The 21,528-nt window shown below is 37.3% G+C and carries 24 protein-coding genes; 10 read left to right on the top strand and 14 right to left on the bottom strand.

Features of this window, described 5'->3' with window-relative positions:
* Positions 1-771: 771 nt before the first annotated feature.
* The gene (locus tag Q1A47_RS14065) at positions 772-1,497 is read left to right on the top strand and encodes a SurA N-terminal domain-containing protein (RefSeq protein WP_026683100.1); all 726 of its coding nucleotides are present in this window, start codon (positions 772-774) and stop codon (positions 1,495-1,497) included.
* Positions 1,498-1,766: 269 nt separating this feature from the next.
* Here Q1A47_RS14065 and hisC read toward each other — a convergent pair whose 3' ends face one another.
* From hisC to hisZ, 9 genes are all read right to left on the bottom strand, one after another.
* Entirely contained in the window at positions 1,767-2,861 is a 1,095-nt protein-coding gene (gene hisC / locus Q1A47_RS14070; protein ID WP_026683101.1) for a histidinol-phosphate transaminase, read from the bottom strand.
* A complete protein-coding gene (gene hisIE, locus Q1A47_RS14075; protein ID WP_121604495.1) occupies positions 2,854-3,495 on the bottom strand; it encodes a bifunctional phosphoribosyl-AMP cyclohydrolase/phosphoribosyl-ATP diphosphatase HisIE in 642 nt (213 codons plus the stop codon). The genes hisC and hisIE overlap by 8 nt, the downstream gene beginning before the upstream one ends.
* Positions 3,492-4,259, bottom strand: a complete 768-nt coding sequence (gene hisF / locus Q1A47_RS14080) for an imidazole glycerol phosphate synthase subunit HisF (RefSeq protein WP_026683103.1) — start codon at positions 4,257-4,259, stop codon at positions 3,492-3,494. Before hisF ends, hisIE begins: the two co-directional genes overlap by 4 nt.
* Positions 4,249-4,971 carry a 1-(5-phosphoribosyl)-5-[(5-phosphoribosylamino)methylideneamino]imidazole-4-carboxamide isomerase gene (gene hisA, locus Q1A47_RS14085; RefSeq protein WP_026683104.1) on the bottom strand — a complete coding sequence of 241 codons (723 nt, stop codon included), beginning with the start codon at positions 4,969-4,971 and terminating at the stop codon, positions 4,249-4,251. Before hisA ends, hisF begins: the two co-directional genes overlap by 11 nt.
* Positions 4,968-5,573: an imidazole glycerol phosphate synthase subunit HisH gene (hisH, locus tag Q1A47_RS14090; RefSeq protein ID WP_026683105.1), complete on the bottom strand. Its 606-nt coding sequence runs from the start codon at positions 5,571-5,573 to the stop codon at positions 4,968-4,970. Before hisH ends, hisA begins: the two co-directional genes overlap by 4 nt.
* A gap of 61 nt (positions 5,574-5,634) precedes the next feature.
* Complete coding sequence (hisB, locus tag Q1A47_RS14095) at positions 5,635-6,219, bottom strand: imidazoleglycerol-phosphate dehydratase HisB (RefSeq protein WP_121604497.1); 585 nt, start codon at positions 6,217-6,219, stop codon at positions 5,635-5,637.
* A complete protein-coding gene (gene hisD / locus Q1A47_RS14100) occupies positions 6,200-7,498 on the bottom strand; it encodes a histidinol dehydrogenase (RefSeq protein WP_299632384.1) in 1,299 nt (432 codons plus the stop codon). Before hisD ends, hisB begins: the two co-directional genes overlap by 20 nt.
* 3 nt (positions 7,499-7,501) lie before the next feature.
* Positions 7,502-8,131, bottom strand: a complete 630-nt coding sequence (gene hisG / locus Q1A47_RS14105) for an ATP phosphoribosyltransferase (protein WP_026683108.1) — start codon at positions 8,129-8,131, stop codon at positions 7,502-7,504.
* The gene (hisZ, locus tag Q1A47_RS14110; protein ID WP_121604498.1) at positions 8,132-9,370 is read right to left on the bottom strand and encodes an ATP phosphoribosyltransferase regulatory subunit; all 1,239 of its coding nucleotides are present in this window, start codon (positions 9,368-9,370) and stop codon (positions 8,132-8,134) included.
* A gap of 110 nt (positions 9,371-9,480) precedes the next feature.
* On the opposite strand from hisZ, the gene Q1A47_RS14115 reads away from it, so the two are divergent.
* The 3 genes from Q1A47_RS14115 (at position 9,481) to murB (ending at position 12,223) form a co-directional block, all read left to right on the top strand.
* Positions 9,481-10,269 carry a histidinol-phosphatase HisJ family protein gene (locus Q1A47_RS14115; RefSeq protein WP_166530851.1) on the top strand — a complete coding sequence of 263 codons (789 nt, stop codon included), beginning with the start codon at positions 9,481-9,483 and terminating at the stop codon, positions 10,267-10,269.
* A gap of 157 nt (positions 10,270-10,426) precedes the next feature.
* Positions 10,427-11,239: an alpha/beta fold hydrolase gene (locus Q1A47_RS14120; RefSeq protein WP_121604499.1), complete on the top strand. Its 813-nt coding sequence runs from the start codon at positions 10,427-10,429 to the stop codon at positions 11,237-11,239.
* 51 nt (positions 11,240-11,290) lie between these two features.
* The gene (murB, locus tag Q1A47_RS14125; protein WP_200862600.1) at positions 11,291-12,223 is read left to right on the top strand and encodes a UDP-N-acetylmuramate dehydrogenase; all 933 of its coding nucleotides are present in this window, start codon (positions 11,291-11,293) and stop codon (positions 12,221-12,223) included.
* Positions 12,224-12,586: 363 nt separating this feature from the next.
* Here the strand turns inward: murB and ehuA are convergent, their stop codons facing one another.
* The 4 genes from ehuA to ehuB form a co-directional block, all read right to left on the bottom strand.
* Positions 12,587-13,357: an ectoine/hydroxyectoine ABC transporter ATP-binding protein EhuA gene (gene ehuA / locus Q1A47_RS14130; RefSeq protein ID WP_026683113.1), complete on the bottom strand. Its 771-nt coding sequence runs from the start codon at positions 13,355-13,357 to the stop codon at positions 12,587-12,589.
* Positions 13,357-14,067, bottom strand: coding sequence for an ectoine/hydroxyectoine ABC transporter permease subunit EhuD (gene ehuD, locus Q1A47_RS14135; RefSeq protein ID WP_026683114.1), 711 nt, complete (start codon positions 14,065-14,067; stop codon positions 13,357-13,359). Before ehuD ends, ehuA begins: the two co-directional genes overlap by 1 nt.
* On the bottom strand, positions 14,064-14,699 hold the full coding sequence (locus Q1A47_RS14140) for an amino acid ABC transporter permease (protein WP_026683115.1): 636 nt from the start codon (positions 14,697-14,699) through the stop codon (positions 14,064-14,066). The genes ehuD and Q1A47_RS14140 overlap by 4 nt, the downstream gene beginning before the upstream one ends.
* Before the next feature lie 161 nt (positions 14,700-14,860).
* On the bottom strand, positions 14,861-15,769 hold the full coding sequence (gene ehuB / locus Q1A47_RS14145) for an ectoine/hydroxyectoine ABC transporter substrate-binding protein EhuB (protein WP_121604500.1): 909 nt from the start codon (positions 15,767-15,769) through the stop codon (positions 14,861-14,863).
* Between the two features lie 612 nt (positions 15,770-16,381).
* Here ehuB and Q1A47_RS14150 point away from each other — a divergent pair.
* From Q1A47_RS14150 to Q1A47_RS14160, 3 genes are read left to right on the top strand one after another with little or no spacing between them, the layout of a single operon-like run.
* Entirely contained in the window at positions 16,382-17,299 is a 918-nt protein-coding gene (locus Q1A47_RS14150; RefSeq protein WP_026683117.1) for a ketopantoate reductase family protein, read from the top strand.
* Positions 17,300-17,315: 16 nt separating this feature from the next.
* On the top strand, positions 17,316-17,483 hold the full coding sequence (gene ytzI, locus Q1A47_RS14155; protein WP_121604502.1) for a YtzI protein: 168 nt from the start codon (positions 17,316-17,318) through the stop codon (positions 17,481-17,483).
* Between the two features lie 7 nt (positions 17,484-17,490).
* Positions 17,491-18,468: a Gfo/Idh/MocA family protein gene (locus tag Q1A47_RS14160; protein ID WP_026683118.1), complete on the top strand. Its 978-nt coding sequence runs from the start codon at positions 17,491-17,493 to the stop codon at positions 18,466-18,468.
* A 297-nt stretch (positions 18,469-18,765) separates the two neighbouring features.
* Here Q1A47_RS14160 and Q1A47_RS14165 read toward each other — a convergent pair whose 3' ends face one another.
* Positions 18,766-19,320: a M15 family metallopeptidase gene (locus Q1A47_RS14165; protein ID WP_166530850.1), complete on the bottom strand. Its 555-nt coding sequence runs from the start codon at positions 19,318-19,320 to the stop codon at positions 18,766-18,768.
* Between the two features lie 141 nt (positions 19,321-19,461).
* On the opposite strand from Q1A47_RS14165, the gene Q1A47_RS14170 reads away from it, so the two are divergent.
* From Q1A47_RS14170 to Q1A47_RS14180, 3 genes are read left to right on the top strand one after another with little or no spacing between them, the layout of a single operon-like run.
* Positions 19,462-20,079, top strand: coding sequence for a glycerol-3-phosphate acyltransferase (locus tag Q1A47_RS14170; RefSeq protein WP_026683120.1), 618 nt, complete (start codon positions 19,462-19,464; stop codon positions 20,077-20,079).
* Between the two features lie 21 nt (positions 20,080-20,100).
* Positions 20,101-20,586, top strand: a complete 486-nt coding sequence (locus Q1A47_RS14175) for a DUF456 domain-containing protein (protein ID WP_026683121.1) — start codon at positions 20,101-20,103, stop codon at positions 20,584-20,586.
* An 8-nt stretch (positions 20,587-20,594) separates the two neighbouring features.
* Positions 20,595-21,149 carry a cysteine hydrolase family protein gene (locus Q1A47_RS14180; RefSeq protein WP_211911297.1) on the top strand — a complete coding sequence of 185 codons (555 nt, stop codon included), beginning with the start codon at positions 20,595-20,597 and terminating at the stop codon, positions 21,147-21,149.
* Positions 21,150-21,528: the final 379 nt, after the last annotated feature.

Below are 21,528 nucleotides of genomic sequence, written 5' to 3' on the forward strand. Positions count from 1 at the left end.
TTCTTCACTATATTTAGCCACAAAAACACCCCCTGAAATTAGATTTTTTACTCTAACTTCAGGGGGTCGGTACCTTAGTAGAAAATAACTATCGTTCGTCTTTTGGTTAGAATCTTTCATTTAGCACCTGAAATAAGTGAGACTCCGGCGGGAACCATGCGTCCGAAGATCCACGTGGTAACGTGTTTTTCTTTACCAAGTTAGCTGAGGCCGTGCCTGCGGAAAGAGCGTATATTTTTACGGTGCGGCGATACTCCTATTGATAACTTGATTATTCGTATTTTGAGTAAAGAAGTTGTGTTTTGTACCAGCCTCTATTTAATTTCTTTTATATTAACTATTTACTTCATTAATTTGCTATAGTTGTGTTGAATATTTTGTAACGAAAATGGACTCGTTTGAAGATGGTAGCCTGCCTAAACATGAAGACGTTGCCTTCGCCTATCCAGAGTGAGTTAGCTGAAAGGCAGCGAGTACTAGGAGGTGTGGACTGAGATCGCTAATCATTCATGAATTCCATCGGTCACAATGGCAGGTGTAGGGCTTGCGACTTTAGTCTTGGGAATCTCAATCAATCACTCACACATAAATCGTGTCGAATGTGGCATAATTTAGGGAAAGTGCTGTTTATTGTTATACAATTGTAAATAGGGCTTTCATCCCTTGCTATTCTCATGTTTTTGCAGTAAACGGCACATTTGGCACTTGAAAAGGTTGTCCTAAATATGTTTGAATGAAAGGACATTCATTAAGAAATGAGGGGTCTAACGAATGAAAAAAATTATCATGCTAGGATTAGCACTAACCTTAGCAATCGTATTGGCAGCATGTGGAGATGACAATGCTGAAGGTGATAAAAAGAAAGATGAGCAAACGCAGGAAGAAGGTAATACATCAAAAGAGGGTCAGGAGCAGCAAGTAAAAGTGACCGATAAAGAGAAGGTAGAAGAAGGAACAGCTGTAGCTTCTGTCAACGGTGATGAAATAAAAGGTGAACGCTACAACCCGATCTATACACAATTAAAAACCCAAATGGCGCAATATGGACAGGATGTGAGCGATCTAGATAAACTAAAGGAACAAACCATAAACGTTTTGGTTGAGCAGCACTTAATTAGACAGGATGCTGCAAGCAAGGGTATTAAGGTTTCAGATAAAGAGGTTCAATCCGAATTTGATTCGTTAAAAGAAGAGAATGGTGACCAGTTAACTGCAGTTCTTGAACAATTTAATCTTACGGAAGATCAATTTAAACGGCAGTTAGAAGATGATTTAATTACTACCAAGTATATTGATTCACAGTTGGAGATCAAAGTAACGGATAAAGAGGTTGAAGAATACTACAATCAGTTGAAAGAGCAAAATGAAGAGATTGGTAAATTAAAGGATTTGAAAGACCAAATCAAAAATCAAATTAAACAACAAAAAACGAATGAACAACTTCAGAAAAAAGTTGATAAATTAAAAAAGGATGCAAAGGTTGAAACATTAATCTAAGCAACGCTTAGTATGAAAGCACCCGATCATTTAGAAGCTGTCTAAATATCGGATGCTTTTTTCTTTTGACGTCGATTTCACTTTATCCCGCACATAACTGGCAGTAAGACTTCACATCAAGGTATTGGTAAATGGGTATAAACTGCCAGTAAATGTCCGATTGGTTCAGAGGCCTTTAGGTCATACCCTTGTGGTACTAACCATCCGTGGGGATAAACAAACTCCCCACGGAAGGAAGTTTCACTTTATGTCGATACTATTTCCTATGTTTACAAGCTCGTATGTCTGCTTAGCAGAGGACGTTTTTCTGCAATAAGGGTATCCAATTTTTCTAAGAATTGCTCCATCATTTGATCCGTACCTATTGAAATCCTTAAATATTGTGTAATTTCGTCTTTATTAAAATGTCTAACAAGAATACCTTCTATTTTTAGCTGTTGATAAAGGGATCGTGCTGCATAGCTAGGATGTGTAGCAAACAAAAAGTTTGTTGCTGATGGCAATACCTTAAATCCACGTTTTTTTAACTCTGCCGTCATCCAGTTGCGTGTGTGAATAATAGAATTTGTTGTTTCTTTAAAATAGGTAGTATCTTCAATAGCAGCCTCAGCTCCTGCAAGTGCTAATCGATCAATGGTGTAGGAGTTAAACGAATTCTTGATTCGCTGGAGTGCTTCAATTAGTTCTGGATTGCCAATAGCAAAGCCTACTCTTAAGCCAGCAAGCGAACGAGATTTTGACATCGTTTGTATGACGAGGAGATTTTCATATTGGTCAATGAGTGAAACTGCTGAAGCCGCAGCAAAGTCAATGTATGCTTCATCTATAATGACAACCCGATTAGGATTATTTTCTACAATAGCTTTTATAACGTCAAGTTCTGCTAGAATACTCGTAGGTGCATTAGGGTTTGGTAAAATAACACCACCATCCGAATCAAAAAAATCAACTTGATTTAGTGTGAAGTTCTTGTTTAAGGATACTTCTTGATACGGTATGTGAAAAAGATTGCAATAAACAGGGTAAAAACTATATGAAATTGCTGGGAAACGGATTTTTTTTTCGGGCAGAAAAAATGCCATGAACGAAAAAGCAAGCACTTCATCAGACCCATTTCCTATGAAAACATTCTCTTTATTTAGATGATAGAAGTTGGCAATTTTCTCTCTTAAATTCTCTGCTGTTGGTGTAGGATAATGATTTAACTTGTTCTCTAATGCTCTGTAAATAGCTTCCTTTACTTTTGGTGAGGGAGGATATGGATTCTCATTTGTATTTAATTTTATAATGGTAGGGTCATTTAGCTGTTCACCGGGAACATAGGGCGTGCTCCGTTTAACTGCGTCACTCCAAAATCTATTCATTTCGTACGTCCTTTTTCTGATTATGTCTTTGTTGTAGCTCATTCGTTATATCATGGAAGGAGACATCAAGTAGCTCCATCAATACGAGCGTATGGTAAGTTAAATCAGCTATTTCCCAGGTTACCTCCTGTTTATTCTTATTTTTAGCTCCAATAATGACCTCACTAGCTTCCTCTCCAATTTTTTTTAATACCTTATCAAGCCCTTCTCGAAACAGATAGGCAGTATAGGAACCTACAACAGGAGAATGTTTACGTTTGGTTATTTGCTTCTTAAGCTGTTCAAGAACTTGATAAGGGGGAATAGACTCCTGATACAGCTCATGATGAAAGCAAGTATGCTTGCCTTTGTGGCAGGCTGGACCAAGCGGTCTTACCTGTAATAATAGCGCATCTTGATCACAATCTAAGAAAATCGCATGGACAGCTTGTTTATTTCCAGAAGTTTCCCCCTTGTTCCATAGTGTCTGCCGCTTTCTACTAAAAAACCAAGCTTCCTTTGTTTCGACTGTTTTGGAAAATGCCTCCTTATTCATATAAGCTAATGTTAATATTTTTCCATTCGTTGCATCCTGAACGATTACTGGCAGTAATCCATCGGTACCAAATGTTATAGCGTCCATTTCTATGTTCATATACGCTCACTCCTAATTTCTATACCCTTGTTGTATAAATGCTTCTTTAATTGTGGGATCGGTATATCATTATAATGGAAAACGGATGCTGCTAATGCTGCATCTGCAAGACCAGGTTTTAAAACTTCCAAAAAATCGTTAATACTCCCTGCACCTCCACTTGCTACAATTGGAATACTGACAGAAGAAGCGATTAAATGTATCAGGTTAAGGTCATAGCCTAATTGTTCACCATCTGTATGAATAGCATTGATCACGATCTCTCCTGCACCTAATGCTTCTCCTTGTTTTGCCCATTCTACTGCATCTAGCTTTGCATGTTTTCGTCCTCCGTTCAGATAGACATCCCATTTATACTGTTCCGTCTGTTTTGCATCAATTGATAATACGATACATTGTGATCCAAACTTTAATGCAGACTCCTTAATTAAACTTGGATTTGTGATGGCTGCGCTATTTAGAGAAACTTTGTCAGCACCTGCTCGTAAGACACGATGTATATCCTCGAGAGTTCTAATTCCTCCTCCAACGGTAAAGGGAATAGCAATTTCCGCAGCCACAGACTCAACAACATCAAGAAATATGTCTCTTCCTTCATTAGACGCTGTGATGTCATAAAATACAAGTTCGTCAGCACCAGCTTGATTGTATCGTTTAGCTAATTTTACTGGGTCAGCTACGTCCTGGATGTTTTTAAATTTTTTCCCTTTTACCACGCGCCCTCCAGCTACATCAAGGCAAGGAATAATCCGTTTAGCTAACATTTGTTATTGCCTCCAACCCTTGTTTTAATGTTAAGGATCCGTCGTATAGTGCTTTGCCGATAATTGCACCATGTAGTTTCATTTTGCTTAATGTGGTCACATCCTTCATTGTCGTTACTCCCCCAGAGGCAATAATATTCATTGATGTGGAAGCTTGCATAATTTGGAGTTCTGTAAAATTTGGTCCGCTTAGCATGCCATCTTTAAGAATGTCTGTGTAGATTAGCGTTTGTAAACCTAGTTGCTCCAACTCTTTTGCTAAATCTCTAGCTTTAACCTTGCTTATTTCCGTCCAGCCATTTGTTGCTACAAGTCCATTTCTAGCATCTATCGATACAATGGTTTGGGTAGGGTATTTAGAAATAGCCGCAGCTAAAAACGATTTGTCCTCAATAGCTGCTGTTCCAAGTATCACTTTTTTCATTCCTGCATTAAGGTAGTTCTCCATTGTCGCTAGGCTACGAATTCCACCACCAATCTGTACGGGAATGGAAATGGTATCGGCTATTTTTTTGACAATATCAATATTTTTTGACTGACCTGTTTTAGCTCCGTTAAGATCGACGAGATGTAAGTATTCAGCTCCTTGCGTTTCCCACTGTGAAGCCATATGTACAGGGTTATTACTGTATACTATTTCATTATTATAATTGCCTTGTGTAAGGCGGACACATCTACTGTCTTTAATATCAATTGCCGGAAATAAAATCATGAAATCATCTCCCCAAAATTTGCTAGAAGCTGAAGTCCAACGTTACCGCTTTTTTCTGGATGAAACTGCATGCCAATAATATGATCCTGCTGGACGATTGCTGGGATGGTACCACCATAAGCAGTGCTGGCAACCAGAGAATTATATGCATATTCTTTTACTGCATAGGAGTGGACATAATATACAAAAGCATTATTTGGAATGTTTTGGCATATGGAACTACTTCGCTGCATATGCAGTGTATTCCAACCAATGTGAGGAACTTTAACCGTGTAATTAATTCTACTAACTTTTCCTTTCAATAATCCGAAACCTTCCCATTCTCCATCTTCTTCACTTGTTTCATAGAATAATTGCATACCTAAACAAATACCTAATAAGGGTTTCCCTTTTGTAGTTTCATCTTTTATGGTATTGATTAAGTCTTTTTGCTTTAAGGTAGTCATGGCATCTTGGAAAGCGCCCACCCCTGGAAGTATCATGGCAGTGCTGTTGAGAATCTGTTTTTTTTCAGTGGTGACACAACATTCCAGGCCTTTTCTGTTTAATGCAAACTGAAGGCTTTTCATATTCCCAGCACCATAATCAATGATAGCAATCATCTTATACGTCCTTTCAATAGTACCGATTTTTTGTATACAATTGGATGGTATCATTCCTCTTTTAAAGACTTCCTTTTGTAGAGGGGATACCTATGATACGTTCGCTTTTTTGGCTTGCTTGATCGAGTGCTCGGCCAAAGCCTTTAAATATGGATTCAATCATGTGATGTGAATTTGTACCATAAACGTTATGAATGTGTAAGGTGACTTTGGCATTGCTGGTAAAAGCCTGAAAGAATTCTTCTACTAGCTCTGTATCGAAATCTCCAACTTTATCTTTTAGCCCCTCTACCTTATATACAAGATACGAACGTCCACTAATATCTAGAGATACAGTAGACAGCGCTTCGTCCATCGGTGTAGTTATACTACTGTAGCGCGTAATTCCTTGTTTGTCTCCGAGTGCTTGGTAAAAGGCCTTGCCAAAAGCAATACCAATATCTTCAATAGAATGATGCTGATCAACTTCTAAATCACCCTTACAGCTTACATTTAAATCAAGTAGTCCATGTCTAGACAATAAGGTGAGCATATGATCAAAAAATCCAACTCCTGTTTGAATCGAACTATAACCAGCTCCATCTATATTCAAGGTAAGAGAAATATCTGTTTCTGAAGTTGTTCGGTTAATTGTATGATTTCGCATTGCGGCCATCCTTTCGTAGGTTAATTGATTCTGCATGCGCTGTTAACTTTTCTGTCATTGCTAACTCAATTATTTCATCAGCTGTTTCTAGCAAGGCTGTTTTATCATAATGGATAATGCTTGATTTTTTTACGAAATCATAAACACCTAAAGGTGAAGAGAAAGCAGCAGTACCATTTGTAGGTAACGTATGATTCGGTCCTGCTAGATAGTCTCCTAATGCCTCTGGTGAATAATTGCCTATAAAGATGGCACCGGCATTATTAACGTATCTCAGATTTTCCATCGGTTCCTTTATCATAAGCTGTACATGTTCGGGTGCTAGATCATTCACAATTGTAAATGCTTCATTCAAGTGCTTAACAAGAATAATGCGTCCATTTTGTTTTAGGGCTTGCTTGATAATGTGCTTTCTAGATAATAATTCTGTTTGTTTTTCGACTTCTAGTTGGATGGCAGCTGCAAGTGTACGATCCGCCGTGATGCATATCGGCTTTGCCGCCTCATCATGCTCTGCCTGTGATAATAGATCAGCAGCAATGTAAGGTGCTGGTGCTGATTCGTCGGCAACAATACAAATTTCGCTGGGACCAGCTATCATATCTATGGCTACATCCCCATAGACGCATTTTTTTGCACTAGCAACAAATGCATTACCAGGGCCAGTAATTTTTTGGACTTTTGGTACCGTTTCTGTTCCATAAGCGAAAGCAGCTATCGCTTGTGCTCCACCAATCTTATAGATGCTATCTACGCCTGCTTCTTTTGCAGCAACAAGAATATGTGGGTTAACCTTTCCATTGGCCTGTGGAGGGGTAGCTATATGTATCGACTCTACTCCAGCAATCTTGGCAGGAATAACATTCATTAATACAGTTGAAGGATATGCTGCCTTTCCACCAGGCACATAGATTCCAACCTTTTCAAGTGGTGTAATCTTTTGCCCTAATAAAATACCGGAATGACTATTTGTAAACCACGATTGTTGCATTTGTTTTGCATGAAATTGTTGGATGTTGTTTTTTGCTTTTGTAAGTGCACGAAGGAAAGCTGGACTAACCTGTTTATATGCGTCTTTAAACTCCTCTTTAGTAACCTGAAATTTAGGTAATAGTACATCATCCAATTCTTTTGTTAACTGTCTAATTGCTGCATCTCCAGATTGTTTAATCTGATTAATAATATCTAAAACCGTTTGATCAGTATTGTTATCTAATGTTCTCCTTTTTGCGATTTGGTTCTTCTCCGTCCAATATTGCGCACCTGTTATTTGTTTCACGTGTTACTCCTCCAAGCCCAATCGTAATTTTTCAATAAATGGTTGTATACTTGTGCTTTTAATAGCAAAGCTTGCTTTATTAATAATGAGCCGCGTACTAATTGGTTCTACTTCCTCTAAAACTACTAGACCATTTTCTTTTAATGTGTTACCGGTCTCCACGATATCAACGATTGCATCTGCTAATCCGATAAGGGGAGCTAGCTCAACGGAGCCATTCAACTTTACAATATGAATGGCTTTGCCTTTTTTAGAAAAGTAATTGTGAGTAATGGTTGGATACTTCGTTGCAATGGTAATTGGTTTCTCTTTATTTAAATTCTCTCCGGGTTTACCAGCTATGGCAAAAGTACATTGCCCAATTCGTAAATCGAGTATGTCATATACATCTGCCTCGGATTCAAGTACATTGTCCTTTCCTACTATACCGACATCTGCTGCGCCTCTTTCCACATAAGTCGGGACATCTACAGCTTTTACAAATAGTAACCTGATGGTTTTATCTGAATTGTAAAAAACTAATTTTCGACTTGATGATGTAAAGTTATTGAAAATAATTCCAATCTTTTTCATCAGATGTATTGTCTGGTTAGCTGTTCTACCCTTGGCTACCGCTAATGTGAAAGCTTCCAACTAAACCTCCCCCTCTTGCATAACTAATAACTCCTGTACTTCAGTTATGTCATGGAATTGATATGAATTCCCTTTATTTATGAGCGTACAAGAATCCTTCTGATAGTGGATGGTGCATGCTGAAGTAGTCAGGCTGTTTTCTTGATCAGGAAAGCTAAGTACGACATAGCCGCATTTCCGTAAATGTAACGTATCAGTTAGTGCTTTCTTTTGCATAGAGGGATGATAATAAACAATGATGTCTGATATGGTTGTTGGTGTTGCTAATAACTCATGCCGTTGTAAAGCCCTTTCTAATAACTGCAAGTCATATGCAAACCCTATTGCTGGTATAGATGCTCCAAATTGTTTTCCTAATTGATCATATCTACCACCCATGACTACCGGTTCCCCGATAAACTCAATAAACCCTTGAAAGATGATATCTGAGTAATAATCCATATCGTTAATTAAACCAAGGTTAAATATTATATAATCAGTAAGCTGATAGGCTTTTAGAATGTCATAAACATCTATGAGGTGCTGTAATTCCGCTTGCATATTTTCCTGTAATCCGTATTTCTGAATAGCATTGATTACATCACCTGGCAGACCATAAAGAAAAGGAATGTTCCTAATCAATTCTTTCAGCGGATCATCAATCTCAAGCGAATTTAGGTAGGGCTCTAATTCAGCTATATTTTTAGATTGAATAAAGTTTTGTAGATGGATTAATTCTTGCTTAGACAACCCAGCGAGCGATATTAATGCTTTGAACAATCCTGCATGACCTATTTCCATTTTAAAATCAATAAAACCCATATCTTGCAGTGTATGAATTGCCAATGCAATTACTTCTGCATCAGTAGTAGCTGATTTTTTTCCAAAGTGTTCAATTCCTGCTTGTGTTCGTTCGTTTACTTGATTTGCTTGATCATGGTAACGAAATATGTCCATGATATAAAAGTAACGATCATTTTGAGTGGTGGGATGATTGACCATAACCTGTGTAATAGGAATAGTGACGTCTGGTCGTAATACAAGTACCTTTCCTTTAGGATCCATAACTTTAACCATGTCATCTGTATTTACAATTCCATTAATGGAAGCATACATATCATAATACTCAAATGCTGGAATCTTAATTTGACGATACCCATAGGTTTTAAAACGGTGTTTTAATTTGTTTATTAATACTTCTTGCTGCTGAAAATCGTCTATAACGTTGCTATAGGAGCTATTTATTAAAAAAGGCTGCATTGTAAGTTTACTCCTTTTCACTTTATTACTTTATCGCTTTATTTAATTAAAGTTATATAGTATTCTAATAATTATAAAAGGAATTGTCAACCAAAGGGAGGGATATTTTTATGTTCGATTATCATATACATAGTAATTTTTCAGCAGATTGTGATACGCCAATGGAGGAGACAATAGAAGCCGCCTTGAAGAAGGGACTAAAGGAAGTTTGCTTCACTGAGCATATTGATGAGGATTATCCAGATCCTACGATTCATTTTGAGTTAGATTTACCTGCCTATGAAAAAAAAATCAAAGAAATGCAGTGTTTATATAAGGAGCGTATCAACATAAAAAAGGGTTTAGAAATAGGGGTACAGCCCCATTTGTTAGACAATTGCAAGCAAATGATACAGGAGGAAACATTTGATTTTATCATCTGTTCTATGCATACCACTTCTGGAATGGATTTACATTCTGGAGCTTTCTTTCAAGGTAAAACAGTGGATGAGGCATATCAAGCGTATTATCAAGAATTACTAGATTGCATTACTCATTTTAAAGACTTTCAAGTTTTAGGACATATTGATTTGATAAAAAGATATACACAGACAAGAAAAAATGAACATAGCTTTCTGAATCTGATTGAGGAGATATTTCATGAAATCATACCAGCAGGGAAGGGAATAGAAATAAATACCTCTGGGTTCCGTTATGGTCTTAATAGTGCCATGCCTAGTAAAGATATCCTTAAGTTATACAAGGAGTGTGGTGGGGAAATCATTACAATTGGTTCTGATTCCCATCAAGCGTCTACTGTAGGTTATGGACTAGCAGAGGCGATAGAATTATTGCGATCACTAGGTTTTTCGTATATTACAACTTTTAAGGGAAAACAGCCAGTTTTCCATCATATATAATTGCTTCAACAAATGTCACTATTTCTAAAAGGAAAATACCGATGAGACATGCTATAATGAAGGGCAATAGGGGAAACCTTCTGTATCATTACCAATCCAGATCAACCGGTGATATGGTAATGGTTTAGATCACTGCCAGATAAATGAGGGAGTATTTTTGAAGAAAAAACATCTAATGAGTATTGCGTCCATATGTATAGTGATCCTAGGATTGATAGCCCTTGTATATATGCCCAATAAAACAAAGTCAGATTTTGACAAAATACGACCAACGTTGTTTGTACATGGTTATAAGGGAACTGTGAATTCATTTGGCCATATGCTAAAACGATTTGAGAGTGATTATAACTGGGGTAACAAAGCACTTGTCTATTTTGTGAAAAATAACGGAGCAATTGAAAAATATAACCTTAGTAAAGGTAAAAAAGAGCCTGTATTTGTTCAGGTTATTTTTGAAAATAACCGAGCAAGTTTTGAAGAGACAGCAGGTTGGCTAGCTGCTGTCTTAGCAGATATGAAAGCTGTTTATTCTATTGAAAATGTCAATCTTGTTGGACATTCGATGGGAGGAATCGTCTCCTTGGAGTATATGAAGCAATACCAAGGGGTGAAGTTTCCTACTGTTCGTAAATTTATAGCGATCGGTAGCCCGTTTGATGGGATCTATAGTGAAGAATATTTCCAACTAAATCGTGATCCTGCTGCTACTGATTTGCATCCCGATTCTCCTGCTTTACAATTTTTGAGAGAGCGATCATTTCCAGAATATACACAAGTATTAAGTATTGGAAGTACGGGGGATGCAATTGCTGTGCCAGAAAGTATTAAGTCGTTACGAACGATTATACCAAAGGATCAATTAGAAGAGGTTATTATTGACGATCTGCATTTAAGTCACAGTGGGTTACACGAGAGTAAGCTAGTGGACCAATACATTTATGAGTTTTTGTGGCAAGATCAGATTGAATAGCTTACAATGTAGAAGAGTATCATCAAGTATTTTGGAATAACTATTAAAGGAATGATACGTGTGGGATTGAGTCATCATATATACAATAAATTAATAGAAATTACATCCGAGAGTAATGTGATGGTGGACGAAGAATTAAAGAATCATACGTATACCCGTCTTGGCGGGAAGGCTGATTTTTTAGTAACACCTGAAACATATCATGAAGTACAGGAAATTGTAAGGTTGGCGAACGAAGAAAAGATTGCATTTACATTACTGGGGAATGGTTCTAATTTGATCGTAAAAGATGGGGGAATACGCGGAATTGTTATGAATCTTCATCGATTAACGGATATTTCCACTAACGGCTCTACAATTGTTGCTCAAAGTGGTGCGCGAATTATTGATGTTTCCCGAGAAGCACTAACTAAAACGTTATCCGGGTTGGAATTTGCCTGTGGTATACCAGGGTCAGTAGGTGGTGCATTGTATATGAACGCTGGAGCCTACGGTGGCGAAATAAAAGATGTGTTAGTAAGCACCAAGGTAGTAGATAAGGATGGAAATCTCCAAGTATTAACAGCATCTGATCTGGATCTAGCATACCGTACAAGTAACATTCCAGAAAAGGGATATATTGTTCTTGAAGCAACTTTTTCGTTGGAAAAAGGTAAATATGCAGAAATAAAAGCTATAATGGATGATTTGACGTATAAAAGAGAATCGAAGCAACCATTAGAGTATCCTTCATGTGGAAGTGTATTTAAACGACCACCAGGTTATTTTGCTGGAAAATTGATTCAAGACAGTGAATTGCAAGGAAAGCAAATTGGCGGAGCACAGGTTTCTTTAAAGCATGCTGGCTTTATTGTTAATAAGGATCATGCAACAGCTACAGAATATATTAATCTCATTCGCTATGTTCAAGATACAGTAAATGAAAAGTTTGGAGTGCGATTAGAGAGAGAAGTTAAGATAATTGGTGAAGATCCAGTTCGCTAGGTTATGGCAATCGTATATCTGACAAAAGAGGCTGAGACAAAAGAATGAAGAAACAATAAAAAACGAACGATAATTAGTTGAAAATTAATTATTGTTCGTTTTTTGGTTGGGATTATTCATTTAGCACCTGAAATAAGCGAGACTCCGGCGAGAACAATACGCGTCCGAAGATCCACTTGGTAACGTGTTTTTCTTTACCAAGTTAGCTGAGGCCGTGCCCGCAGAAAGCGAGTATAGTTCCACGGTGCGGCGATGATACTCCTATTGATAACATGATTATTCGTATTTTGAGTAAAGAAAATGGTTAGAGATTTCAATGCTATTGCTAATTCATCTCCGTTGAGGAAGATATTATGTTTTTCATTAGCTTCTAAAACGATGCAGGAAGCTTTGCAATCGTTCGTTTGTAGAATGCTCAATAACCTCGCTAGCTGTTCCCTGCTCAGCAATGACACCTTCATCAAGGAATAATACTTTGTCAGCTACGTCAAGAGCAAAATCCATTTCATGTGTAACGAGAATCATTGCCATTTCTCCCTCTTTGGCAATGTCACGAATAACTTCTAGTACTTCACCAACTAATTCTGGGTCAAGTGCAGATGTTACTTCATCAAATAGCATAACCTTTGGTCGCATCACAAGCGCTCTTGCCATAGCAACACGCTGTTTTTGTCCTCCAGAAAGTTGGCTAGGATAATTGTCCAATTTGTCACCAAGTCCAACTTTTTCAAGCATCTCAATAGAGCGCTGCTTGGCTGTAGATTTATCTTCATTTTTGACGTGGATCGGTGCCGTCATACAGTTTTCCAAAATGGTCATATGTGGGAATAAATTAAAATGTTGGAATACCATACCTATATCTCCCCGGACATTACGCAAATGCTTTTCATTTGCGTCGACCATACTCCCCTTTTTCTCCATCTTCCAAAGGTTTTTACCATCAACAATAATATCTCCTGAAGTTGGTTGCTCTAATGTCATTAGCATTCGTATAATGGTTGTTTTACCAGAACCACTTGGGCCTATGATTGCAACTTTTTCTGCAGGCTTAATATCTAGATCAATTCCTTTTAATACTTTGACATCTCCAAATGATTTATGAACATCATTAAAGGTAACAATCGGCTCTATCATTATGCTGTCGCTCCTTTACTACTATTTAATGCTTCTTTCTTATCAAAGCGGCGATTCATTTTCTTTTCCAGCTTATTAATGAGTAAAGCGGAAGGGTAACTCATTACTAAGAATAGGATAGCTACAATGGTTAATGGCTCAAGATAAGTCCAGTATTGAGCACCATAGCTATTTGCCATGTGGAGAATACCCGCCACACCAATGGTGGATGCTAGTGGAACTTCTTTAAACATAATAATTAAATAGTTACCTAACATTGGAATGGTCGGAGGAATAGCCTGTGGTAATATAATTTTAGTCCATTTTTGTCTAGTGGAAAAGTTTAACGCCCTTGCAGCCTCCCATTGTCCTTTATCTACACCATCAATGCCCGATCGGTATACTTCGCCAATATACGTGCTAAAGTGGATGCCGAGTCCAAGGATTGCACTTGTGAATGGGTCTAATGTCATTCCTACCACAGGTACCATCGGCCATGCATAAAAGATAAAGAATAGCTGAACGAGAGGTGGTGTAGAACGAATAAATTCCATAATCCAAGTTATGACCCAATGAAGCGGCTTGAAAGGAATTCTTCTAAGGAAGGTCCAGAAAAATCCAAATATCAAAGCAAATAAATAACAGGCTATTGTAAGACCTAATGTTATTCCAAGCCCCTGTACAATAACTAAAAACGCGTCAGCAAATACATCCCAGCTCCAAATATTCATTGACTAGCCACCCCTTTCTTCGAGATGTCTTCCATTTTACGAGTCAAGAAAATTAATGGAAGTGCAAGAATAAAGTAGAAGACTAATACTAATAAATAGACTGTCGGTGCTTGTGAAAGATTGGAGCTTCGTAATATATCTCCGTAGTATAAAATATCATGCATACCAATTAAGGATACAAGTGATGTAGCCTTGAGCATTTGAATTAAATAATTCCCAAATTCGGGAAGCATCATTCGTACCGCTTGCGGGAAAATAACCAGGCGCATACGTTGGAAACGTGACATATTTAACGCAGTGGCAGCCTCAGTCTGTCCTTTTGCTACAGCGAGTATAGATCCTCGTACAATTTCTGACATATAAGCCCCATAGTTTAAAGCGATTGCGATGACGCCAACCCACCAATTACTTCCAAGTTCAATTCCAAAAAGCATAGGAACTGCATAGTATAACCAGAATAATTGAACAATTAGAGAGGTTCCACGGAATATTTCTACATAGAATCCGGTGAATTTTCGAAGGATAACATTTTTGGAAAGGCGACAAAGCCCTGCAATAAACGCAAATAAATAACCAAAAAATGCAGAGGCAATTAGTACAGAGATGGTAATGGTTAGCCCCTGCGCTAACATGGGAAAAATATCTATAATTGCTTTAATAGTGATCACTCCTTATTTTTCAGTTAGATGTATGGTTTCTCAAAAAAATTATAGGGTCTGACTCCCCCTAAGGTAAGGGAAGTCGGACCCTATGGAGTCATTGGTTTACTATAGTGTACGTGTTATTTTAATTCTTATAGTTCACCGTTACAGATTTTTTCTGTAGTAATTCCGGGCTCTACCATGTTATTTGCTTCGCTAAATCCATTCTTTTCAAGAAGTTCAGCTACTGTACCATCTTCTTTTAACTCAGCTAGCTTTTCATTATAGGCATCGCGTAGATCTGTATTATCCAAATGGAATGCTGCTGCTCCATAGCTTGGAACACCTTCCACATCTGGTTGTTCAAATCCTTCAACAAATTCCAGCTTATCAGAGTTAGAGGACTCTAGTGCCATTTTAATAGTCATTTCTGTACCAGTAGTTGCATCAGCTCTTCCTGACTCTACTGCAGAAAAGGTTGCCGGGATATCATCTGCAGATTGAATTTGGTCTTCGCTTACACCTTCTGTTTTAAGGAATTCATTTTCGGTTGCTCCTGCCATCACGGAAACTTTTACATCTGGATTATCTGCAATGTCTGTATAGCTCTTTAAATTTAACGGGTTTCCTTTTTGAACAATTAATCCTTCCCCATATTTCATTTCCGGCTCACCAAAAGCTGCATTCTTACAGCGATCAGAGTTAATTGCCATGCCGGCAGTGATAACATCGAACTGACCAGCCTTTAAGCCTGGGATTAGCTGTCCAAAATCAGCAAGCTTGGCATCCATTTCATTTACTCCAAGTTCTTTAAAGACAGCAGCAGCAATATCCACAGCAGCACCTTTTAACTCCCCATTATCATCTTGGTAAGCGTACGGCTCTTCATTAGCAAAGCCTATTGTGACAGTGCCAGCTTCTTTTAATTCTTCTAGTTTACCACCGCTACCTTCAGACTCTCCGTTTCCGCCTTCCTTGCTCTCATTATTGTCAGATGAACCACACGCTGCAAGTGCAATTAGCAAGAAACCTAAAACAAACATAAGTAAAAATTTCTTCATGTAAATAATTTCCTCCCTTTTTATTTGTAAAAGTGAATAAGTAAGTAGCCAGATGACTTTATTCATAGGTGAAAATCACTGGAATAATCTTGAAAAATAGATTAAAAGAATTAGAGGAACTCAAGTTGAAGCACTTATATTAAAATGTTACAGGTTCTAGTTAAGTGACTCAAACGCAGTAAATTTAGATAATTTGGAATTTATTATGATTTAACTGAATGAATGAAGAATAAAGCATGTATACATAAATATACTATCTTATCATCTGCTAAGCTTCCGTATTATCTAAATTTGCAAATAAATCCCAGCTAATGATAAACCGAATAGACATCATTCTATTAAAAAAGTACCATAGGATTAGCGAATAGTATTTAATCATTGGATGATCTACTTTATCCCACATATAACTGGCAGTAAGATCTCCACTTCAAGCAATAAAGTGAAACCAATGTGGATAAGTTGGGGTAACTGCCAGTAAATGTCCGATTGGTTCGCACGCAGGCCTTTAGGTCATCCCCTTGTGGTACTAACCATCCGTGGGGTCTAAACAAAAACTCCCACTGATTGAAGTTTCACTTTATTAAGGATATTATTCAAAGGGGAGGCGAAAATATGCATATCGTTGTTTTAGGTGCTGGTGCGTTAGGAGGTTATTTTGGATTACGTTTTCAAGAGGCAGGAGCTAAGGTAACTTTTCTTGTGCGAGAACAGAGGGCGATACAACTGAAAGAACAAGGTGCAGTGATTCATAGTATACATGGGGATTATGAAACCCATGATGCAACGATTGTTACAGATCCACAGCAGATAGAAGATCCAGAAGTAGTTTTGATAAGTGTGAAGGGCTATCACTTACAAGGTGCTATGAAGCAATTACGTGTCCTAGTAAATAAAGGAGCGTATATTCTTCCAGTATTAAATGGAATAGAGCATCTGGCTAAATTACAAAATGAACTTGGAAAAGCATCCATACTTGGGGGACTTTCATTTATCATTGCAACATTAAATGACAAGGGGCATGTGGAGCATTCAAGCGATTTCCACGAGCTCATATATGGAGCACTTGAGCCTGAACAAGAGGCAATTTGTTCTAAATTGGATAAGCTTAGTAATTCTGCTAACATGACTGGGAAGAACAGTAATAACATATTGCTTGAGCTATGGAAGAAATATATGTTTATAAATGCTTTTTCAGGTGTTACAGCTGCAGTAGATTTACCTATTGGTATGATTAGGCAACATAATGAGACCTTTCATATTATGCTACACTTGTTAAGTGAAATGAAGACCTTAGCTAATATCTATGACGTTCCAATTACTGAACAAGATGTTAAAGAAGCTTGGGATAAATTAAATAACTTACATGATCAGGCTACATCTTCGATGCATCAGGATCGTAGAAAAGGACTGACACTAGAATTGGATCACCTCCATGGTGGAGCACTTCGGTTGGCAGGAGCTAAAGGCATTGACCTTCCCTATACAAGGGCTGTTTATGGTATGCTACAACCATTTGAAAATCTAACATAAAAGTGGAGGAATCAAATTGTCTACATTGACTATTGTAATCATCGCTTGCGTTATCGTAGTCGCGATTGTTTTAGTTCTATCATTGGTAACCATTTCAAAAGGGTATGCGTATAAGCATAAGGTTGATCCGTTACCAAATGAGAGAGAGAGCAAGCAAGAATTAGAGAAGCAAAAGGGAGAGTAATAATAAAATGAAGTATGCAACCATCGGCACAAGTTGGATTACAGACGCGTTTATTGAAGCAGCTGATCAATCGAAATCTGCTCAGCTAGCTTCTGTTTATTCGAGGACTGCTTCAGCAGCCAAAGCGTTTGCTCATAAGCATGGGATTGAATGTAGCTATTCATCTATGGAGGAAATGTTAAATTCAGATGCAGACTTTGTTTATGTTGCATCCCCAAATCGTATGCATCCAGAACATATAAAGCTGTGTATAAAAAAGAGGAAGCATGTATTTTGTGAAAAACCAATGGTATATACGGTTAAGCAGTTAGAAGAACTGCAACGATTAGCTAAGGAACATGATGTATTTATATTTGAAGGATTTCGCCACTTATTTTCCCCCAACTATGATATTTTAAAGAATAAACTCTCACACGTAGGTAAAATACGCAGTGCAATGCTGCAATATGTTAAGTATTCATCACGTTATGATGTTTTTAAAGAAGGTACGATTCCTAATGTGTTTGCAAAAGAGTTTGCAGGTGGGGCTTTGATGGATTTAGGTGTATATCCTTTAAGTATGGCTGTTGATTTATTTGGGCAGCCGAATGATGCCGCTTATTTTCCAGTTTTATTAGCTAATGGAATCGATGGAAGTGGTACGATCGTGCTAACATATGAAGATTTTAATGTAACCATTTTATGCTCTAAGATTGCAGATGCCACTATCCCCTCTGAAATTCATGGGGAAGAGGGAACATTAACAATGAATCAAATTGCACCTATTGAAAAACTACAGTTTTACAATAGAACGAATTCAGAAACAAACGAGCTTGCTGTAGAGCAAATGACTGCTGACATGATATATGAAATCCAAGCATTTATTAAGATGGTTAGTGATAATAACACGGCATTATATGAGAAGTGTTTAGAAAGAAGTCGCTATATTGCCGAAATAACAGAAAAACTAAGGAGAGATTCCGGCATTCACTTTCCTGGTGAATAAAACACATTGTGTCCCGTATATAACTGGCAGTAAGCCCCCCACATTTCAAGCAATAAAGCGAAACCAATATGAATAAGTGGGTGATCAACTGCCAGTAAATGTTTAATTGGTTCAAAGACTATTAGGTCATACCCATTGCTAACAATCAGTGAGAGATAACAAAAACTCCCACTGATTGTAGCCCATGCTGTTCTTTTGTCTCTTATTTTTGAAAGTAAAAAAAGCAGTTGACTACTTATTTGAGTTGGCTGTAACTATTCCATTTATTTCGTTTGTGGCAACGATTTGTTCTTGTTCCTAATCAACCTTTGGTCGAACTCCTTGTTGAAGCTGATTTATACTTAAACCAAAAGTCATTTGCAAGTGTGGATAGTCTTTGAAATTATTCCAGTCACCACCCCATTCAAATCCCAATTCTTTAGCGATTGCTGCTACTTCATACCAATCCGATTGATTGTTACCATTCCCATCGTATTGAATATTCCATATTATTTTTCCTGTATCATTTTCAAGAGCAAAATCAATGGCTAGTCCATAATTGTGATAGGATTCACCACCCTTTGCATAGGTAACAATATTCCCTTTGCGTGTTCGCCCCTGTTCATATAGTCGATTCTGTTCCTTAAAGGAGCGTACTTCCTCCGTAATGACGACATCAATATTTTTTTTCGCAGCTCTTTCAATCAGCCTGTTTTTATTCGCTTCTACTGTTGGATGTAAGTTAGATGGTAAAGGATCACCTTTATCTGATTCAGAATATTTTCCATTGTTATGATGATAGACGTGAAATAATATAACTAGGCATAGAATGATAATTATCCAAGGAAGTAATATTTGTTGTAATTTTTTCATGCTGACTGTACTCCTCATGTTTTAATGCACACAAATCTTAATCGCTATGAACGAAGGACACCAGATTTTAATTTTAGATTATGAATATTTTTTTATCCATTTTTTACGTTATAATGAGTAAAAACCAGAAAGGTGGATTTCATGATTACCGCTCTTGTTTCTATTATTGGCTATCTAGCAGGCTGTCTACATGGTTCGCAGCTTGTAAGCATGTATAAAAAGGTAGATATAAAGAATGCCGGTGTGAAAAATGCTGGAGCCTCTAACACAACCATTTTACTTGGCTGGAAGTATGGTGTTTTAGTTGCACTTATTGATATTTTTAAAGCTACATTTGCCATAGTGCTTGTATTATACATTTTAAATGAAAATGGCATTACTGGTAAAGAACAGACGTTGCTCATATATATATCGGCTTTATTTATTATTCTAGGTCATAATTACCCACTAACAATGAAATTTAGTGGTGGTAAGGGAACGGCATCGTTAGTTGGAATCCTACTCGCCATTGATTGGAAAATAGCTATTATAGGCATTGGAATTTTGCTCATATTTACAATTGCAACAGATTATTTAGTGGTTGGTGTATTATGTATGTATGTTTCCTTTTTAATTACAACATATGTATTTTTTGGTCCAGAACCAACATCTATCGTCGTTTTTTTATCTGTTTTAAGTATAGCGAAACATTTGGATAATTACCGACGTATAATTAATAAGGAAGAAACAAGACTATCAAGTATGTTTTCAAAAAAGTAAATGACGTTGGAGGATGATGGGATGCTAGATATAATTATTTGGATTTTAATTAGTGCATTATTTTTTCTAAGTTTTGTAGGAGTGATATTTCCTATCATTCCTTCTGTACTTGTACTATGGGGTGGGTTTCTTTTATACCAGTTTGTCATAGACCCAAATGAATTAACCATGTCCTTTTGGATAGGAATGGCCTTGATCACCATTGTACTGATCGCTGCAGACATCATTGCAAATAGTTACTTTGTAAAAAAATATGGAGGAAGTAAATGGGGAGAGCGTGGGGCAGCCATAGCAGTTATTGTTGGTTCATTTATTATTCCGCCATTTGGTGTTTTAATCGTTCCATTTCTAACCGTGTTTATTATTGAATCGCTTCAACAAAGGACTACGCAAGAAGCCTTCCGTGCTTCGTTTGGTTCACTTATGGGATTCCTTGGCGGGGCTTTTGCTAAAGTAGTTATACAATTTGTAATGATTATTTGGTTCTTCGTTGTTATTTTATTTTAGAGAGGTAGATGTATGTGAAGAAAGCATTAATTAACATTGATTACACGAATGATTTTGTTGCCAATGATGGAAAACTAACGTGTGGTGAGCCAGGTCAAGCGATAGAATCAAAAGTCGTATCACTTACCAATGAATTTATTGAAGCAGGGGATTATGTTGTATTCGCTATCGATGCGCATGAAGCTGCAGACAGTAATCACCCGGAATTTTCCTTATTTCCTACCCATAATATCATAGGGACCTCTGGAAGAGAGCTTTATGGTAGGTTGGCAGAGGTATATCAAAAAAATAAGGAAAAGCACAATGTTTATTTTATTGATAAGACAAGGTATAGTGCCTTTGCTGGCACAGATCTAGAGATAAAGTTACGTGAACGAGCTATTGATGAACTCCATATTATTGGGGTATGTACAGATATATGCGTATTACATACAGCTGTTGATGCTTATAATAAAGGATTTAAGATGGTTATTCATCAGGATGCAGTAGCTAGCTTTAATTCAACAGGCCATGAGTGGGCTTTAGGGCATTTTGAACACACGTTGGGAAGTACGGTCATATAAGAACGGAAATAACTTAATAGACAGAGGGGGAAAGAGAGAGTTGTGAGATCCCAGAGCCCCATATATAAAAGCAAAATATACGAGCAAGAGGTCCTCCTATTAACACATGTAGTTTAGTAGCTATAGAACCAGTGTTTAGGGGGGGAATATTGATTAAAGATAATATCTGTTTCTAGCTTAGCAGGTTATGAACAAAAACTTGCTGGGTATAGCTGATGCCAATTAACATTCCAAACAATAAACTACTCTAGCTTTGAAAATATCCATAGACTCCTTAAAAAGAAGAATGATTTTTTGCTTGAAAGTTAAGAAAGTATAAAATCAGTGCAATGACTGCGTTAAGCCAAGTAGTAATTTTGAAATGTTTGATGTATATTGG

This window comes from uncultured Virgibacillus sp. (assembly GCF_947495635.1).
GTDB classification, from domain to species: domain Bacteria; phylum Bacillota; class Bacilli; order Bacillales; family Amphibacillaceae; genus Virgibacillus; species Virgibacillus salarius.

Bases quoted from the DNA above. Each gene is read 5' to 3' on its own strand.
- hisC (WP_026683101.1), bottom strand. From the start codon at position 2,861: ATGAATAGATTTTGGAGTGACGCAGTTAAACGGAGCACGCCCTATGTT.
- hisH (WP_026683105.1), bottom strand. From the start codon at position 5,573: ATGATTGCTATCATTGATTATGGTGCTGGGAATATGAAAAGCCTTCAG.
- murB (WP_200862600.1), top strand. From the start codon at position 11,291: ATGATACGTGTGGGATTGAGTCATCATATATACAATAAATTAATAGAA.
- ehuD (WP_026683114.1), bottom strand. From the start codon at position 14,067: ATGAATATTTGGAGCTGGGATGTATTTGCTGACGCGTTTTTAGTTATT.
- Q1A47_RS14150 (WP_026683117.1), top strand. From the start codon at position 16,382: ATGCATATCGTTGTTTTAGGTGCTGGTGCGTTAGGAGGTTATTTTGGA.
- hisA (WP_026683104.1), bottom strand. From the start codon at position 4,971: ATGATTTTATTTCCGGCAATTGATATTAAAGACAGTAGATGTGTCCGC.
- Q1A47_RS14170 (WP_026683120.1), top strand. From the start codon at position 19,462: ATGATTACCGCTCTTGTTTCTATTATTGGCTATCTAGCAGGCTGTCTA.
- ehuA (WP_026683113.1), bottom strand. From the start codon at position 13,357: ATGATAGAGCCGATTGTTACCTTTAATGATGTTCATAAATCATTTGGA.
- Q1A47_RS14165 (WP_166530850.1), bottom strand. From the start codon at position 19,320: ATGAAAAAATTACAACAAATATTACTTCCTTGGATAATTATCATTCTA.
- Q1A47_RS14175 (WP_026683121.1), top strand. From the start codon at position 20,101: ATGCTAGATATAATTATTTGGATTTTAATTAGTGCATTATTTTTTCTA.
- hisZ (WP_121604498.1), bottom strand. From the start codon at position 9,370: ATGCAGCCTTTTTTAATAAATAGCTCCTATAGCAACGTTATAGACGAT.
- hisB (WP_121604497.1), bottom strand. From the start codon at position 6,219: ATGCGAAATCATACAATTAACCGAACAACTTCAGAAACAGATATTTCT.
- ehuB (WP_121604500.1), bottom strand. From the start codon at position 15,769: ATGAAGAAATTTTTACTTATGTTTGTTTTAGGTTTCTTGCTAATTGCA.
- Q1A47_RS14160 (WP_026683118.1), top strand. From the start codon at position 17,491: ATGAAGTATGCAACCATCGGCACAAGTTGGATTACAGACGCGTTTATT.
- Q1A47_RS14140 (WP_026683115.1), bottom strand. From the start codon at position 14,699: ATGTTAGCGCAGGGGCTAACCATTACCATCTCTGTACTAATTGCCTCT.
- Q1A47_RS14115 (WP_166530851.1), top strand. From the start codon at position 9,481: ATGTTCGATTATCATATACATAGTAATTTTTCAGCAGATTGTGATACG.
- hisIE (WP_121604495.1), bottom strand. From the start codon at position 3,495: ATGAACATAGAAATGGACGCTATAACATTTGGTACCGATGGATTACTG.
- Q1A47_RS14065 (WP_026683100.1), top strand. From the start codon at position 772: ATGAAAAAAATTATCATGCTAGGATTAGCACTAACCTTAGCAATCGTA.
- Q1A47_RS14180 (WP_211911297.1), top strand. From the start codon at position 20,595: ATGTATGTGAAGAAAGCATTAATTAACATTGATTACACGAATGATTTT.
- hisF (WP_026683103.1), bottom strand. From the start codon at position 4,259: ATGTTAGCTAAACGGATTATTCCTTGCCTTGATGTAGCTGGAGGGCGC.